Below are 17,379 nucleotides of genomic sequence, written 5' to 3' on the forward strand. Positions count from 1 at the left end.
CGTTGGCTCAGTGATCCGCCGCGTACGGCGAAGTCAGTACCTGCGGCGCGCGGCCTAGCGCGGAGCCCAGCCGATCCAGCACGAAACGCAGATAGAGATTGCTGCTGAACTGGTTGTAGTCGCGCGCGTTGTTGAAGGTCATGCGCCCGCCCAGGAACAACTGCGGTGCCACCTGCCATTCGGCCGCGCCACTGAGGTTGTAGGACACGCCGGTGCGGCTTTCGCCCGCGTACACCGGATCGGTATAGCGGTTGACCAGGCCCAGCAACGCCGCGACCGAGGCGGCATCGTAGGCGGCCTGCTGCAAGGTGGGATCGGTCGGGAAATACGGCGTGGCTTCGGTGGTGAAGTGCTGCACACCGATGCTGGCGTCCACCTTCCAGTTCACCGTCTGCCCGGCGCTGCGGCCGCTCCAGTGCACCGGGAACCCCAGATCCACATAGTCCTGCGGGCTGAAGTAGCCACCGTGGCCGTAGGTGAAACCGCTGAGGTTCTTGTCGTACTGCATGGCGGTCAGATTGACGCCGGCGGTGAGCGATTGGTTCTGGGTTTCCAGCGCATGCACGTAGAAGCCCAGGTCGACCTGGCGGTGGTCGTTGTCGGCCACGTTGTTGCCAACCAACCGGTGCGCGGCCAGATTGGCATAACCACCGAGCAGGCCGTTGTCGGCGGTGGCCGAGACCGACACGCCATTGCTGGTCACCCCGCCCCATTCGCGCCCGCTGCGCCCATCCTGCGCACCGGCGAAGGACAACACGCTGTCGGTGACCGCACGCCGCGAGGCGTCGGCCGACCAGTTGACGGTGTCGCCGATCTCGCCGCGGTAGCCAACGCCGCCGATGATGTTCTGCTCCTGAAACCCAATCGGCGTGCTGCCTACATCGGCGCTGAAACCGCCGTTGCGATAACGCACGCCCACGCCCACGCCGGTGTCGTCCTGACTCAGGCGGCGGGCGCCATTGCCGTTCGCGGCCATGCTGTTCAAGGTGTCGGCCAGAGTGGTGGGCGTCTGCTGCGCGGCGGCGCTGCTGCCGGCCAGCGCCTGCAACGCGGCCGCATCGCCGGCGGCAAGCTGTTGGCTGATGGAGGTGTTGGTGAGGATGTCGCGCGCGAGTTGGGCGATCGGCGTGTTGGATGCGTTGATGCTGAGCAGATACGCCGGCAACGGTTCGTTGGCCAGCGCAGCCACCGCGGCCGCGGTGCTGTTGTTGTTTTCGGTGAGCAGTTCGCCGAACAAACCGGTGTTCAAGGCATAGCGTCGCAAACGCTCGCGGGTGGCGACGGTGTCGCCTTCGGTGGCGATCAACTGATACACCGACGAGCCCACCAGCGTATCGATCGCACTGCGGTCGGCGGCCAAGGCATCGTTGACGGCGGCTTGCGGGCCACTGCCGAAGCGGCTGGCGGTGGCGTATTCGGTGCCGAGCGTGCCGGCATCCACCACCGTGGGGGTGAGCGTGACGCCGAGCTTGCCCTCACCCACCGAGAACTCGGCCTGCACCGGCATTTCGATGTCGTCCAGCCGGCCCAGGCCGTCTTCGCCATCGCGCGAGCGATAGAGCGCGCCGCCGGCCAGGTTGTCGCTGTTTTCCGATTGCACGGCGCGCAATTCGTCGAGCACGCTGTTGCCCGTCGTACCAGCCGGCAGGGCCTGCCCGCGTGCGCCGCCAAACCGTGGTGCCTGCGTCGGCGCCATTGCATAGGCGTCGTTGCGGCCCGGCGCTGCGGGCGCTGCATAGGCCTCGCTGCGGGTGGGTAGCCGGCTGCGCTGATTGGCCATCGGCAACGGTGCCGGGCCGGCACTGGCGCTGACCGGCGGTGGCAGATCGTCGCCGCTGCCGCCATCGATGCTGGCCGGCACAGCGCTGGCGTAACGCGCAGGTACTTGGGGCATGGCCACTGCCTGCGCGCTGTCGTAACTGGCCGCGGCCGCGTCGAGGCGGTCGGACAGCACTGCCGGCGAACTGCGCATGCCACCGGTAATGCCGGAGAACGGATTGAGCGGGCGCCCGGCCAAAGCGACGGCGGTGCCACCGCGTGCCGCTGGCAGGCCGTTATCCAACTGGCCGGCCTGACGCTGCTGCGCGGCCAGCGAGGCGCGGAAATACTGCTCGGCCTTGCGGTTCTTGCCGGCGCTGCGATAGACGCGGCCGGCGGCAGCCAGCACTTCCGGCGACTCCGGCGCCTGCGCCAGCGCGCGTTGCAGATAGGTCTCGGCGTTGGCCAGATCCGACTGCGCAGCGGCGCTGTTGGCGGCGGCGGTGAGGATGTCCAGATCGTTGGGATGACGCTGCAGCAGCTGTTGATACAGCGCCAGCGCCTGGCGCTGGTCACCGGCGGCGGCGTACAGGCGCGCCAGTGCGGCCTGCGCATCGCGGTTGTCCGGCTGCTGCGCCAGCACCGGCGACAACGCGTCGTAGGCGCCTTCCAGATTGCCCAGCTCGCGCAAGGCATCGACCTGCCGCAGCGTGTAGGCGCTGCGCAGCGTGCGATACCGGTGCAGCTGCTCCGGCGTCATGGTGATGGCCTGCAGCTGGCGCAGCACCGCCGAGAGTTCGGCGTCCTGATGCGCACGCAGCAGCACGCCGGCGTACTGCAGGCGGTCTTCGGTACTCGGGGTGGCGCCGGTGACCAGGCGCTGGGCCAGGGTCAATGCCCGCGGGGTGTTGCCGGCATCGGCGTGCGCACCGGCCAGCGCGGCCAGCAGTTGCGGGTCGTCGAGCTGGTTGCCGAGCGCGGTTTCAGTGCGCGCCAGCAATTGTGGCGCTTCGCCCGCCCGCCCCTGCGCGACCAGCAAGCGCGCCTGGCGCGCCTGCAGTTCGATCCAGGCGGTGTTGCGCAGCTGAGTCATCTCAGGCGTGCGCGCCGCGCTGGGAATACGCTCCAGGCTGGCGTACGCGCCCTGCCAGTCGCCTGTTTCCTGGGCGAGCAAGGCATTGGCATGCAGCGCTTCGGGCTGGTCGCCATGCACGGCGAGCAAGCCGTCCATCACGCTGCGCGCCTGGTCCGGGCGCCCGGCCTGTTGGTACAGGCGCGCCAGGTCCAGACGGATCCACGGATCACCGGGGCGCTCGACCATCGCCGCTTCCAGTTCCGCTTGCGCGCTGACGGTGTCGCCGGCTTCCAGCGATTGGCGCGCGCGGGCGCGCTGCACGTTGGAGCGCAGCAATGCTTCACCCCCGGACTTGGCGCGCTCGGCCGCCGGCAGCCGGTTGAACAATGCACTGGCCTCCTGCATGCGGCCCTGGCGGCTGTATAGCCCCACCAGGCCCTGCAAGGCGCCGGCGTTGTCGGCATCGCGCGACAAGGCCTTGCGATAGCTGGCCTCGGCCGCCACCGGGTCACCGGCCGCCTGCAGGCCACCCAGCGCGACATGCCCGGCCGGCTCGTTGGGCAGCAACTGGATCGATTGCTCCACCAGTTGCCGCGCCTGGGCCAGATCACCGCGCGCACGCGCGGCCTCGGCCTGCTGGAGCTGTTGCCAATAGCGCGCGCTGTCGTAGGCGCTCTGCCATTTGCCGTTGCCGGCGGCGGCCGGGCGCAGCAGTTCCTGCGCTTCGGCAAAGCGCTGCTGCCGCAGGCGCACCGAGCCCAGGCCGCCCAACGCGTCGGCGTCACGCGCACGCGCGCGCAGCACCTGGGTAAAGCGTTGTTCGGCCGCACTCAGATTGCCGGCGCTGAGCGCGCGAAAGCCCTCGCCCAGCAGCACGCCGTTGGGATCGGCCGGAGCGGCAGTTGCGGCCGTGCGCTGCTCGCGCAACTGGCCCAGTTTTGTGGTGACTTCCGCATCGTTGGGCGTGCCGGCCAGAAAGGCTTGATACAACGGCGCATCGGCGGCGCTGGCGTTGAGCCACAGCAGCGCCTGGCGCCAGCTGTTGCGTGCCGGCCCGCCGACATCGGCACGCTGCGCCAGTGCGCGCAATTGCGCGATGCCCTCGCGCCGGGTGGGCTCGCGGTAGGTCAGCACCTGCGCCAGTGCCAGCTGCACCGACGCATTGGCCGGCTCGCTGGATTGCAGTGCGCGCAACCCGTTGCGTGCGCGCTCCCAGCCGGTCGGTGTGCCGGCCAGCGACTGGTAATACTCCAACGCAAGCGTTGGCGGCGGCGGCTTGCCGGCGAAGGCGGCTTCGTAACTGTGCGCCGCTTCTACATAACGCCCGGCGGTGGCGGCGCGGCGGGCATTGCGCAGGTTCGGATCTTCACCGGCATTGGCGTTGCCGCGGGCACCGATCGCCACGCGCAGGCGCTGCACCTGCGGCGATTGCGGATGGGCCGCTTCCAGCTGCTGCAGGCGCTTGCGCGCTTCGGACTGGCGGCCCTGCGCCAGGTCGATCTGGGCCAGGCCGAGCAGCGCGTCGGGCTGGTCCGGATCGATGCCGAGCAGCTTTTTCCAGGTATCGGCGGCCAGATCGTCGCGGCCCTGGTCGTGCCAGTAATTGCCCTGGCTGACCAGTTGCTGGGTGGCGCTGGTTTGCGCATGCACCGGCGCGGCGAGCAGGCACAGGTCGATCACACCGGCGAGGTAAAGCGGTCTCAGGTTCTTGCGGAGCATGCAGGGGTTCTCCAGGCGGGCAGCAGGCGCCCGTCTGCGGCAAAGCGGTAGCGGTTCTCGAGCCAGCCCTGTCCAAACAGGGCCAGCGTGCGTTCGTAATACGGCAGCGCGGCGGCCGCCGGTTGTGCAGCGGCCGGCAGGCGTTGTGCCTGCGCCTTGAGCAGCGCCGGCTGGCGCAGCGCGCTCAGGTACGGCAGCAGCGCGGCGGAAAATCCGACCGGTGCCGCGCCAGTGCCCACACCGCGCGTGGTGTCGATCTTTTCGGCGAAGTTGCCTTGCGCGGCGAGCAGGTCCATCGGCCCGGACAGGTCCCGCAGCAGCTTGGTGCGCAGCGGCTCGCCGGCGTCGAGCATGCCGGCCCACAGATACACGCGGATGGCGTCGTAGCTGCCTACGTTGCCGCGCTGGGGATCGGGGCTGAAGGCCTTGCCATCCCACACCGTCCAGTCCGGCGCCAGTCCCACCGGCGCGCTGTCGCGCAGCACGCGCGTGGCGTTGAGCGCAATCGCCGCCCATGGGCCCTTGGGGTCGGCATTGGCGCAGCGGCGCAGCACCTGCAGCGGCAAGTAGCTGGGGTTGAGCATCCAGCGCCCCGGCGCGGTGAATCCGGTGCGCCCAGGCAGCAGCATCGGCCCCAGCCCCGGCAGGTTGGCCACTTCCTGCGCGCGGATCAGCTGCAGCACCTGTTGACCGGCCTTGGTGTAGCCAGGCCGGTTCCACAGGCGGCCGGCTTCCAGCAACGCGTAGGCGATCCACAACTCGCCATCGCTGGCGGTATTGGGGTCGAGCACGCGCCAATCGCCGCTGCTGTCGCGGCCCCACAGCCAGGCCGGCAGATTCAGATCGGGGCGGCCAGCGCACAGGTTGTGCCGGGTCCAGCCCAGCACCTTGTCGAACAGCACCGCGTCGTTGTTCACCAGCGCGAAGAACAGCGCGTACGACTGGCCTTCGGAGGTGGAGCGCTGGTCGGGATTGAGAAAGTCCACCACCCGGCCGTCGGGCTGGATGTGCTTGGCGACGAACGCATCCCACAGCGGCCACGCCCCGCACTGCAGCGGCGCAGCAAGCACGCCGGCCGGCAACACCGCGGCCAGCCCGCTCAACGCACCGGCACGCAGCAGGCTGCGGCGCGTCATCGGCGTGGGCTGGTCGCGGCTGCTCATGCGCTGCGGCCTTCGTTGAGCCGTTCGGCGGTGTGCCGGCGCAGCAGCACGCGGCCAGCCAGCGCCATCAGCAAGGCCAGCAGGATCACTGTCACCGCCAGCCACACCGGGTGATGCGAGAAATACCAGCGCAGCCAGGTCGGCAGCGGCAGATGGCCCACGTAATAGGTCTGGTTGCCGACCAGGCTGGTGACTTTCTTCTGCTGCAACACCACCACGCTGCCCTGGAAATCCTTGAGCAGCGCCGGGTCGAACCAGGCATCGAACAGCCGGCTCATATTCGCCGGGTCTTCGGTCTGGAATGCGACCACGCTGCGGCCGGATTTCAACGGCGATTCGAAGCCCATCAGCAGCACATCGTCGGGCTGCGGCTGCAGTGCGATTTCTGCGGTGGTCGGCAGATCGGTGCGGCGCGCGTCGAACGACAGGAAGCGCGGCAGCGTGTCGAACAACCAGTCGGTCAGGCGAAAACGGGTGGACTGCCCGTCCTGGCCCACCGGCAGGTTGGCGCGCCACTGCTTGAACAACGGCTGCGAATTGGCGCCGCCGAGCAGCAGCAGATCGCGGTCGGCATGCTGTTGCACCGCGCTGGGCGCGATGATCTGCGCGTGCAGCGCCGGATACCCGGTGGACGCACCAAAGCGCCCGAGCAGGGTCAGCACATTGCTCAGGTCCTGGTCGCCCGGGTTATTGGGCAGCACGATCGCCGATTCGGACAGATCGGCCAGGCGCGTGAACGGGTAGCCGGCGTTGGCGAACGCCGCCAGGTTCGGCATCGCCATGTAGTGGTGGAACCCGCTCAGATCGATGGTGGAATCGGCATCGATGGCGCCGGACACGTCCGGGAAGCTGTTCTTGCACTCCTCGCCTTGCGGGCGATCGAAGAAGAAGTGGAAACGCAGCTGACTATTGGCCGAGAACGCGCCCACCGGCAGCGTCAAATGCTGGTTCACCGGCATCGCGCCGCGCGTGCCCAGGCTGTTCCACCACCGCATCGGGGTGGACTCGGCATACGGCAGGCCGGTCAGTGGCAACGTAGTGACGAACGATTCGTTGATGCTGACGTTGAGCGCGGACTTGTTGTCGACGTCCGGCACCGTGTAGCGGTACTTCAAGTCGATCGGAATTCCGTCGCGCTCCCACACGAACAGGTCCGGCGGCAGCTGCAGGCCGACCCGGATCAGGTCCGGGTGATAGCCGGTGACGTTGAGTGCGCTCGGCTGGGTGACCAGATCGCCGAAACGCACCGGGCGATCGCTGGAAACCCACTTGGGCGCGTCGTACGGCGCGCGCGGCGCCGGTGCGCTGAGCTCGCCGATGCGCGCCACCGCGCCGGTCAGCGGGGCGCGCAACGCCAGCGCGGTGGCCGCGCGTTGTAACTCTTCCGCGTTACGGCCCAGCACCAGCAGCAATTTGCCGTTGGGATCGGTCGGGTTGACCACCACGGCCACGGTGGGGCCGCGGATGTCGGCCACGCCGCTGTCGGCAGTGGCAAATTGCGGCGGCAAGGTGGCCGGCGTGGCGAACACCACGGCGTTGCCGGTGGCCGGCAGCGCAGAGGTGGAGGCCGGGAAGGTCGCGCCGCGGTAGCCGGCCAGCGTGCCGAACCACGAGGCCACCGTGCCGGCCGCCTGTAGCGTGGCCATGTCCGGCTGCTGCGGAAAATAGAACGGCAGTTCCAGGCGGCGGGTGTCACGCACATCGAAGAACGGCACCGGCAGCAGCGCCAGGTTATTGGCCAGCGCCAACGGCGTGGTGGTCAACGACAAGGTGGTGGCCGCATCCACGTTCGCCCACAGGCTGCTGTGGTCCGGGTCCTCGCATTCGCGCGTGTAGTGGCCGATCAGCTGCAGGTTGAGCTGGTTGTAATCGGTGACCAGGCGCGGGTCGATCGGCAGATCCGCCGAGAGCAATTTGCCGGCATTGGCCTTGTCGGTGGGCAAGGTGCCCACGGTGACGCCGTTGATGGTGACCTTCAGATGCGACAGGTCTGGCAGCAACGATGGCGAGTAGCTGTATTTCAGATTGAGCGTGGCGGCAGTGACGATCTCATCGCTGCGCACGCTGAAGGGCACGCCGGCGCTGCCCTGCACGCCGCGCAAGGTGATTTCGTAGTCGATACCCAGGTCACGCAGCGTGGAGGCGCGCGTGCTGCCGGCCGCCGGCGCGCTGGGCACAGGCATGGTCGTTGCGTCGGCAGCAGCCTGCTCGGCCGGCATCGCGGTGGGCGCTTCGGCGGGCGCGGGCTGTTGCGCCTGGGCCAGGCCGGCCAGCAAGGTCAGCGCACAGGTCAACATCGCCGGAGAAATTCGCATCAGCCGCTTCTTTGCAAAGGAAAGGGAAACACCACGCGCCACGTTCACGACTCCAGATCCACCGGGCGCGACGGGCGAAAGCCCTGCCGCGCGCTGTCCACGATATGACCGCCCAGGCGCCCGAAGCCGCGCGCGCTGGCGGCCAGCACCTGGCCCATCGAACGCCAGAACGAATCACGGTCGTGCTGGCCCCATTGCGAAAGCCAGATGTCGGCACGCGCGAAGGTCGATGCCACCAGCCAGCGTTCCTGCTCCATCGACATCTGCATGAACTGGATGCTGACCTGGCCGTCGCGGTCCTGCCGCACCACGGCCGGCAAAGTCTGTTCGAGGCCGCGATGGCTCAGGCCCACCTGCACCGCCAGGCCGGGTTCGATCGGCTGCGGCTGCGCCAGCTTGATCGCCATGCCGCCGGTGGAAAAATTCACCGAGCGGCAGGCCAGCGCGCTGCCGTCGGGCAGGTAGAGATTCACCGGGATATCCAGCGGCACGCGATGCGCGCTGCGCACTTGCCGCGTTTCGCTGGCGGTGGCAATCGTCGCGCCCAGCAGCACCATGTTGTAGAGCGTCCAGGCCAGGTTGAACCAGATGGTCTGCTGCTCGCCGGTGCCGCCCACATAGATCAGCCGCAGCACGCCGGCCACCACGCCCACCACGTTGAGCAGCAGCAAAAATAGATAGGGCTTTGCGATCTGCGCATCGAAATAACTGCGCGCCACCAGGCCACCCTTGGGTGTCACGTTGAACTTGCCCAACTTCGGATTGAGCAACGCCACCAGCGTCGGGCGGAAGATGTACCAGGCCAGCGTGGTCTCGTAGACCTCGTTCCACAGCAGGTGACGGAACCGGCTTTGCACGCGCAGGTTGGTGAGGTTGGCCTGCAGGATGTGCGGCAAGGCGTAGGCAAGGATCATCAACGCCGAGGCCTGGATCACATGCGCGCCGAAGAACAGGTACGCCAGCGGCGCGGTGAGATAGATGATGCGCGGCAACCCGTAGAAGAAGTGCAGCATCGCGTTGAGGTAGCACAGCCGTTGCGAGAGCTTGAGCCCGCGGCCAAGCAAGGGATTGTCGATGCGCGCGATCTGCGCCATGCCACGCGCCCAGCGGATGCGCTGCGCCACGTGCCCGGACAGACTTTCGGTCGCCAGCCCGGCGGCCTGCGGCACGGCCAGGTACGCGGTGCGGTAGCCACGGCGCTGCAGCTTGAGTGCGGTGTGCGCATCTTCGGTGACGGTTTCCACCGCCACGCCGCCCACTTCTTCCAGCGCGGTGCGCTTGATCACCGCGCACGAGCCGCAGAAGAACGTGGCATTCCACTGGTCGTTGCCATCCTGCAGCAGGCCGTAGAACAGCTCGCCTTCGTTGGGCACCTTGCCGTGCGTATCCAGGTTGCGTTCGAACGGATCCGGCGAGAAGAAATAGTGCGGCATCTGCACCAGCGCCAGCTTGGTGTCGCGCAGGAACCAGCCCATCGCCACCTGCAGAAACGAGCGGGTGGGAATGTGGTCGCAATCGAAGATGGCCACGTATTCGCCGCTGCACTTCTTCAACGCTGCATTGATGTTGCCGGCCTTGGCGTGCGCGTTGTTGGTGCGGGTGACGTAGTTGATGCCGACCTCGGCGCAGAACGCGCGGAACTCGTCGCGGCGGCCGTCATCGAGCAGATGGATGGTGATTTTTTCGGCCGGCCAATCGATCACGCTGGCGGCCAGCACGGTGGTGCGCACCACCGACAACGGCTCGTTGTAGGTGGGGATGAACACATCCACGCTCGGCCACAGGCTCTGGTCGGCAGGCAGCGGCACCGGCTTGCGATTGAGCGGCCACAGCACCTGGAAATAGCCCAGCACCAGAATCACGAACGCATACAACTCGGCCCCGAGCAGGCCCAGGCCAAGGATGAAATCCACCGCGCTGCCCACGCCCATGGTCTGGGTCGTGCGCCACCAGATGTAGCGGCACGACACCGCCAGCGACATGCCCATCATCATCAGGATGACCACGCGCCCGCCGCGGTTGCGCACTGCCAGGGCCACGCCGAACAGCACGCCGGAAAACACCAGCTGCTGGGTGACATCCATCGGCACCGCCACCACGAACACCAGCAGCAGCGCGCCCAGCAGCCACAGCGACCAGGTCGCCAGGGTGGGCAACGGTGAGCCGGAACGGAGGCTGGCAGCGGTCATTGAAACGTCCTTGAGATATTCGGCAAAACGGAAAGACCAGTGCCAGGGCGCTGGTGGCAACACGCACGCACAGGCGCGATCAACGCGAACGCAGGCGCTTGAGCGGGCTGCTGTGTGTCGCGGCGGGCGCATCGGTTTGCAGCAGGCGCTCGAACAGCTGCTGCAACGGTGTCCCCGCCTGCACCGGCTCGGCCGGCACGGCGCGCACGGCCGGCGCGTCGGGCTGGCGCAGCTTGCGCAACGGCGCCACGGCATCGGCATGCGGTGCCTCGGGGGCCATGACGGCCGGCACGGCACTCAGTGCGGCCGGTGCCACGTGCATCACGGGCGTCTGCGCGATTGCGGGTGCAGGTGCAGGTGTCGCGGCCGGGGTGAGCGTTGTGGCGGGTGCAGCGGCCTTCGTTGCATCGCCATCGCTGGCGGTGGAATTACCGGCGGCGGCGCGTGGTGCCAGCTGGGTATAGGCGAAGTCGTGATACCCCTCGCTCGCCTGCCCGCCCAGACGCGCAAACAGGCCCGACACATCGTCGTGTCCGGCCGGTGTCTTGGTGGTCTTGTTCTTCATCGCAGTCCCCTTGCCTAGTCGCACATGCTCAAGCGGTCCGCGCCAGCACCAGGCGGCGCAGGTCGACCGTCTCGCCCGCGGTGCGCTGCACCGTCAGGCCTGCCAGCATCCCCAAATGCTGGAACCACGCGTCGTACGCGCCCTGCAGAAATCCATCGCCCCAGTCGGCGCCGTCCAGCGCCACGCTGAGCGGTGCACCGGTGTGCTGGATCAGCACGTGGTCGGCTTGTTCGTCCAGCGTGCATTGCCCCCAGTCGCAGCTGTCCCACACCTGGTTGGCGGCCCGCTCCACCGCTTCCAGCGTGGCGCACGGCGCCAGCGGATGCGCGCGCGCAAACCGCTCGCCGATCCGCGCCATCAGCAAGGCCAGATCCGCGTCCGGCAACTCGGCAGCGAATTCCTCGGCCATCGCACGCACAAAGCCCAGCCACTGCCGGGAGCAGCTGCGGGTGCGATACAGCGACAGTGGATCAGAGGCACTCATGCGTCGGTCTCTGGCGGAGGAAGTGGGCGCCATGATGCGGGCGCCGCATACAAGGAATGCAAATGTGATGCCAATGTTAACGGCTGCCAACTCTCAATTGAGAGATGCATCTCACTTTTCCGGCCACTCCCTGACACCTGCTTCCGCAGAACGCCACACACCGCCGCGTGACGTCACTGACTGCCGCGTGCAGTCACCTCGGCTTCCGGCATCGGCGGCAGGCCGAATACATCGCGCAGGTAGCGCAGGTAGCCCAGGTCTTCGCACATGCTCTTGCCCGGCGAATCGCTGAGCTTGGCCACCGGCTGCCCATTGCAGCGGACCATCTTGATGACGATCTGCAAGGGCGTCGGGCCCAGGTCGTTGGTCAGGCTGGTGCCCACGCCGAACGCCAGCCGGCAACGCGGGCTGAAGTGTTCGTACAGCCGCATCACCTTGTCGATGTTCAGCCCGTCGCTGAAGACCAGCACCTTGGTGCGCGGATCCACGCGGTGCGCTTCCAGATGCGCGATCACCCGCTCGCCCCATTCGAACGGGTCGCCGGAATCGTGGCGCATGCCGTCGAACAGCTTGCAGAAATACAGATCGAAGTCGCGCAGGAACGCATCCAGGCCCACCACGTCCGACAGCGCAATGCCCAGGTCGCCGCGGTATTCGCGCGCCCACGAGTCCAGTGCCGCCACCTGCGAATCCCGCAGCCGCGGGCCCAGCGCCTGGAACGCCTGCAGGTATTCGTGCGCCATGGTGCCCAGCGGGGTCAGCCCGTACTGCTTGGCGAAAAACACATTACTGGTGCCGACGAATTGTTCGCCCAAACCATCGCGCAGCAGTGGCAGCAGTTCGCCATGCCATTGCCGCGAATAGCGGCGGCGCGTGCCGTAATCGGCGATCTTGCAACCGGCCGGCATGCTGCGCAGGCTGCGTACCTTCTCGCGCAGGCGGCTGCGGCCTTCTTCAAAATCCGGCTCGGAGGTGTTGCGGAACCACACCTCGTTGATGATCGCCAGCAGCGGCACTTCGAACAGGATGGTGTGCAACCAGGGGCCGCGAATGGTCAGCTCGATCTCGCCCGGGTGGGCGGCCGAGGCGGCCAGGGTCAGGTATTTGCGGTCCAGGTGGAACAACGCGAGAAAGTCGGCGAAGTCCGGCTTGATGAAGCGCAGGCTGCGCAGGTAGTCCACCTCGTCCTCGCGCAGCCGCAGCCGGCACAGCGCGTCGATCTCACGCGAGATCTCGTCGATGAACTGCGCCAGATCCACACCGGGTGTGCGGCACTTGAAGCGGTAGTCCACCTGCGCGGCCGGGTGCTGATGCAGCACCGCCTGCATCATGGTGAACTTGTACAGATCGGTGTCGAGCAGCGAATGAATGATCATGCTGCCGGATTATGCCCGCAGCGGCGGGGCGGGTGCGTGTCGTTGCATTGAGACACCGGGGAGCGCCGGCAGTGTTCCCCGCCGCAGCCGAACGCAACAGCGGGCGTACACGGCGCTGCATCCGTCAGGCCGTTCAAGCGGACTCAGGGCGTACAGGACGCGGATTTGCGATCACGCCGAGGGCTGCGGGCGACGCGTTGCGAGCAGCCGCGAGGTTGGAACGCACTATCCATGTGCTCCGCAGCGGTCACGCCTGTCTGGCGCGTGTCGTTCGAGGACGCGTGACGCAGCACCGGCTCAGCTAGCGGGATCGTATCGACGGAAATCCGCGCGCATCTCGACTGCATGTGCGCCGAACTTGCAGCGCACAGTCATCGACTGGACGCAGCACACCGCGCGCATCCCAACGCAGCACATCCACGCGCCCACTTGGAGCGGCTGACAACGCGTAGCGAGCAATCGGAGGTGGCTGCGGACGGCGCACAGAAACCGGAGTGTTCGGGGGTAGATGCCGATTCCGAGTACCGGCCGCGCCCGCATGGCCACTGCGCCGTCGTTTTAAAGCGGCGCTTAGTCCGCCAGCACCTGTTGCGCCGGCTTGCCCTGCACGGTGAAGTCACTATCCCCGGGACCGCCGGCCTTGGGGTCGGTGTACCAGCACCACAGTGCGATGCCTTCCACGCCATGCGCCTGCAACACCGCACGCCACTGTTGCAGCACCTGCAGTTGCAGTTTTGTATCGACCGCCGCGGTGCGCTGTTCCGGGCTCTCCCACGGCGCCGCCAGGCTGCCGCGTGCCGAACGCAGCCCCAGCTCGGCCACCCACACCGGCTTACCGACGCGCTTGCCCAGGTCCTGCAGGCGCTGCGCGGCGGCCTCCATCTCCGGTCGCCGTTTGGCAGCCGCTTCAGACAGACGCGGATACAGACTGGTGCCCACCGCATCGAACAGCGACCAGTAGCGGAATGTTTCCGCGTGCTCCATGCCGTCGGCCACGTACAGCAGCTTGCCGCCATAGACCGCACGCACGGCCGCCACCAAGGCAGGCCATTGCGGTGCGTCCTGCAATTGGCGCAGCTCGGTGCCGATCACCAGCGCCTCGGCGTGTTCGTCTTCGGCAAGCTGTGCCAGCGGCAGCAGCGCGCGCTGATAGGCGGCAAACCACGCTGCCTGGTCGGCTGGCGCCGCATCGCCAGCCCAATGCCCCGGAATCCACAGATGCAGTTTGAGCGTGGGCTGCAGCCCGGCCGCGTGGCTTTGCCGCAACGCTGCGCGCATCGCGGCCAGGCTGCTGTCGCTGCCCAGCACCGGGTCGTTGGACTGCGGCGTTGCCTGCCACACGAAGGCCACCAACAAGGCCTTGCTCGCACCGGTGTCGGCGAGCGCATTCAACGATTGCGCTGCCGCGTCGCTTTGCCACGGCGCGTTGGCCGACACCTTGACGTTGGCGCCCATCCAGGTCGGCACGGCCTGGCATCCAGTGGCGAACACGCACAACCCCATCAATAACGTTGCGTTTAGAAAGCGCTTGAACATGCTGCAGAAACCTGATTCGACGAAAGCGCCTTCTGCTGAGTGCAGGTTGTAGGGCTTGAGGTTGTAGTGTTCTTGGCAGCCATCGGCGCCAGCGCAGACGCACCGCCAGCCAGCACCGCAGCGCCGGCTTCGGGCTGGGCAGCATGCGCTGCCACAGCAGACTGCCCGTCCGTCATCGGCAGCGCCGCCATCGCGGTCACCACGATCGGCTCGCCCTGCGCCTGCGCCTGCTCAGCCGATGGCGCCTGCATCCAGCGGCCCCAGCCCTGCGGCTGCACCCACGCCGCACCAAGCACGCCCAACAGCAGCAGGCCGGCGGCCTGGCCACGTTGATCGGCACGCAGCGCGCGCAGCAACAATGCGGCCGGTACCCACAGCAGCAGCAAGGCATCGAAACCGGCCCAGCCGAACGCGAACGACAGCGCCGCCGCGCAGATCACCGTACCCGCACTGGCGAGCACGCCACGCGCCAACACGCCGCTGCGACTGCGCATCACCAACGCCAGCAATGGGAAACACGCCACCGCCGCCACACCCCAACGCAGCGCCGGCAGCCAACCGTCGGCATGCGCCTGCAGCGGCAACGGCAGCGGGTGCGCACCGGCGGCGATGCTGGACAATGTCGGCCACGGCGCATTGAACATGGTCAGATTGATGTAGGCCCACATGCCGACCAGGAACACGAACGGCAGGTAGCACACCAGATAGAACGATCCCGGCGCCTTGCGCAGCATCTGCGGCGGCATCACCAGCAACAGCCAGGGCGCGACCATCGTCGACAGCGCCAAGGTCTGCAGATCCAGGCACAACAGGATGCACAGCCAGCCGGCAATGCGCAGGTAAGTGAAGGCCTCCACCGGCGCCTGCAGGCGGCGCAGCGTGCGGCACAACCCGTAGAACGCGAGCAGGCCGACCGCCTGGCTGCCACCGGCGGCAATCGGCAGCAGGAATAGCGGGTTGCAGCCCACCAGCAAGGTCAATCCGCTGGCCCAGCCGCGCCCGAACACGCCGGCCAGATCGCGCCACAGCAACGACAGGAACAGCGCATTGGCGGCCACCGCCACGAACGGCCACACCTGGAACGGCAGGTTCCAGCGGTGCGCAGCGACATCGATCAGCCAGGTCAGCAGGCCGGTTGCCGGCAACCCCACCGTGGGCGCCACCGCCGGTGCCGCGCTACCCAACGACTGCACCAGCAACGGCTGGCTCAGCAGCGACAACGCCACCACCGCCACCAGGAACGCCGGCAGCCCGCTGTCGCGGCGCGCGGCGCCCGGCTCACTCTTCGAGTGCGGCGCGGCGCTCTTGTTCGGAATGCTTGCTGATGCCATGCGTGGTCTTCTCCCAATAGAACGGATTGCGGATCAACTGCCACAGACCCTTGTAGGCCGCGATCGACTGCAGCAACCAATAGAACGGCACCGTCAGCGCATACGGCGCGAGCTTGAAGTAGTCGCGCTTGAACGCGGCCACCAGCGTGATGTAGATGAAAAACCCATTGGCGAGCAGCAGATTGATCAGCGAGACCGCGGCCAGCCACGGCGGGAAGATGCGGTCGAACGCCGAGGTCCCGGTCAGCAGCCACGCCGCGTACAGCACCCACAGCACCGGCACGCCCAGCGCGGTGAAAAAGCCGCCGCCGATGAAGAACTGAAAGCCCCAGAACCCCTTGAACCCGGTGCTGCGGTACAGATGCACCGGGTCGCGCATGTGCACCAGCCAGGTCTGCATGTAGCCCTTGAGCCAGCGCGAACGCTGCCGGATCCAGTTGGGGATGCTGACGTTGGCTTCTTCGAACGTGGTGGAATTGACCACGTTGACGCGGTAGCCGTTCTGGATCAGGCGCACACCCAGGTCGGCGTCTTCGGTGACGTTGTACGGGTCCCATGCGCGCACCTGGCGCAACACGTCCAGCCGGAAGTGGTTGGAGGTGCCGCCCAGCGGAATCGGAATACGCAGGTATTCCAGCGCCGGCAGGTAGAAGTCGAACCAGAGCGTGTACTCCAGCGTGAACATCCGCGTCAGCCAGTTTTCGTCGGCGTTGTAGTAGTTCAAGCGCGCCTGGATGCACACCACGTCTTTTTCCGCCTTGCGGAACGCAGCCACCACGCGCTTGAGCTGATCCGGCTCGGGCTTGTCCTCGGCGTCGTAGATGGTGAGCAATTCACCGCGCGCAAAATGCAGCGCGTAGTTGCAGGCCTTGGGCTTGGTCTTGGGCTGCGACGGCGGTACCCGGATGATTTCGAAGAACGCTTCCAGGCCGAGTTTCTTGGCCGCTTCGATGGTCTCGAAATCGTCCGCTTCGAGCACCAGTTTCACGTCGAGCTTGCTGATCGGGTAATCCAGCTTGCGCAGCGCGTTGGCCAGGATCGGCAGGACTTCCGGCTCCTTGTACATCGGCACCAGCACGGTATAGACCGGGAGGTCGTCATCGCGCAGCGCAGCCACTTCGTCTTCGGTGACCTTGATGTCGATGCGGTGGCGCGAGCCGAACCACACCAGCAGCAACTTCAGGCCGAAGGTCGCCAGAAAGCCCAGCGCCACCAGCACATTGATGGTGATCAGCGTGATGATGGGGAACGCCGCAATCGCCGCCACCAGCACCGCGGCAATCGCCCACAAGGTGAACTTCTGCCCGCGAGTGACCACCTGGCGTGCGGAATAGGTAGGCGCGTGTGCGGCCAGCAGGTTCAGCGCATTGTCGGTGAGCTGCTCGTCGGCGTAGCGCTGCAGGCTCCAGATGATGTCGAACTTGGCAGTGCCGACGAAGCGGACTTCCGCACCGTAGTGCTCGCGCGCCCAGGCGAACAGCGCCGGGTCCGGGTCGGCCACGGCCAGCACCAGCACACCGTCCTCGCGCCGCCATGGCAGGATCAGCCGCTGCGCATACACATCCAGGTCGGTGGCGGTGAGCAGCTCGGGGTCCGGCGGCTGTTGCACCAGGTCGACGAACTGCAGCCCGAAGTGCGCGGCCACGATGGCGTAGAACCGCTGCGCCGGCACGCCGCGCTGGGCCAGGATCACATCGCCCAGGCGCGAATTCCAGCGTTGCTGCAAGGCAAGCGCGGCGCGCAGTTGCTCGTCGGTGATGACGCCGGCAGACACCAGCGAACGCCCCAACAAGCCGCGTTCGCGGCCGATATCCGGCGCCCGTCCCAGCGCGTCCATTTCGCAGGTGACCGTCATTGTCGGCCCTGCC

General features: G+C 67.3%; 10 protein-coding genes and 1 other RNA gene. All 11 read right to left on the reverse strand.

What is annotated here, in order from left to right; all coding sequences use genetic code 11:
- Nucleotides 1–7 precede the first annotated feature (7 nt).
- The 11 genes from QRM60_RS13615 to QRM60_RS13665 all read right to left on the reverse strand — a co-directional run bounded on the left by QRM60_RS13615 (nucleotide 8) and on the right by QRM60_RS13665 (nucleotide 17,366).
- The gene (locus QRM60_RS13615; protein ID WP_285446385.1) at nucleotides 8–4,552 is read right to left on the reverse strand and encodes a cellulose biosynthesis protein BcsC; all 4,545 of its coding nucleotides are present in this window, start codon (nucleotides 4,550–4,552) and stop codon (nucleotides 8–10) included.
- Nucleotides 4,534–5,715 (reverse strand): cellulose synthase complex periplasmic endoglucanase BcsZ, encoded by a 1,182-nt coding sequence (gene bcsZ / locus QRM60_RS13620; RefSeq protein WP_285446386.1) that lies wholly within the window; start codon nucleotides 5,713–5,715, stop codon nucleotides 4,534–4,536. The genes QRM60_RS13615 and bcsZ overlap by 19 nt, the downstream gene beginning before the upstream one ends.
- A complete protein-coding gene (bcsB, locus tag QRM60_RS13625; protein WP_285446387.1) occupies nucleotides 5,712–8,030 on the reverse strand; it encodes a cellulose biosynthesis cyclic di-GMP-binding regulatory protein BcsB in 2,319 nt (772 codons plus the stop codon). Before bcsB ends, bcsZ begins: the two co-directional genes overlap by 4 nt.
- Nucleotides 8,031–8,074: 44 nt before the next feature.
- Nucleotides 8,075–10,219 (reverse strand): UDP-forming cellulose synthase catalytic subunit, encoded by a 2,145-nt coding sequence (gene bcsA, locus QRM60_RS13630; RefSeq protein ID WP_285446388.1) that lies wholly within the window; start codon nucleotides 10,217–10,219, stop codon nucleotides 8,075–8,077.
- Between the two features lie 79 nt (nucleotides 10,220–10,298).
- On the reverse strand, nucleotides 10,299–10,784 hold the full coding sequence (locus QRM60_RS13635) for a hypothetical protein (RefSeq protein WP_285446389.1): 486 nt from the start codon (nucleotides 10,782–10,784) through the stop codon (nucleotides 10,299–10,301).
- 28 nt (nucleotides 10,785–10,812) lie between these two features.
- The gene (locus QRM60_RS13640) at nucleotides 10,813–11,268 is read right to left on the reverse strand and encodes a hypothetical protein (RefSeq protein WP_285446390.1); all 456 of its coding nucleotides are present in this window, start codon (nucleotides 11,266–11,268) and stop codon (nucleotides 10,813–10,815) included.
- 173 nt (nucleotides 11,269–11,441) lie between these two features.
- Nucleotides 11,442–12,644, reverse strand: coding sequence for a nicotinate phosphoribosyltransferase (gene pncB / locus QRM60_RS13645; RefSeq protein WP_285446391.1), 1,203 nt, complete (start codon nucleotides 12,642–12,644; stop codon nucleotides 11,442–11,444).
- Nucleotides 12,645–13,080: 436 nt separating this feature from the next.
- Nucleotides 13,081–13,154, reverse strand: a non-coding RNA gene (locus tag QRM60_RS13650) — sX9 sRNA.
- Between the two features lie 60 nt (nucleotides 13,155–13,214).
- Nucleotides 13,215–14,180, reverse strand: a complete 966-nt coding sequence (locus QRM60_RS13655; protein WP_285446392.1) for a glycosidase-like protein — start codon at nucleotides 14,178–14,180, stop codon at nucleotides 13,215–13,217.
- A complete protein-coding gene (locus QRM60_RS13660; RefSeq protein ID WP_285446407.1) occupies nucleotides 14,162–15,409 on the reverse strand; it encodes a hypothetical protein in 1,248 nt (415 codons plus the stop codon). The genes QRM60_RS13655 and QRM60_RS13660 overlap by 19 nt, the downstream gene beginning before the upstream one ends.
- Nucleotides 15,410–15,458: 49 nt before the next feature.
- Nucleotides 15,459–17,366 carry a glycosyltransferase family 2 protein gene (locus tag QRM60_RS13665; RefSeq protein ID WP_042597533.1) on the reverse strand — a complete coding sequence of 636 codons (1,908 nt, stop codon included), beginning with the start codon at nucleotides 17,364–17,366 and terminating at the stop codon, nucleotides 15,459–15,461.
- Nucleotides 17,367–17,379: the final 13 nt, after the last annotated feature.

It is taken from the genome of Xanthomonas sp. fls2-241-TYG-148 (assembly GCF_030208815.1).
GTDB lineage: Bacteria > Pseudomonadota > Gammaproteobacteria > Xanthomonadales > Xanthomonadaceae > Xanthomonas > Xanthomonas campestris.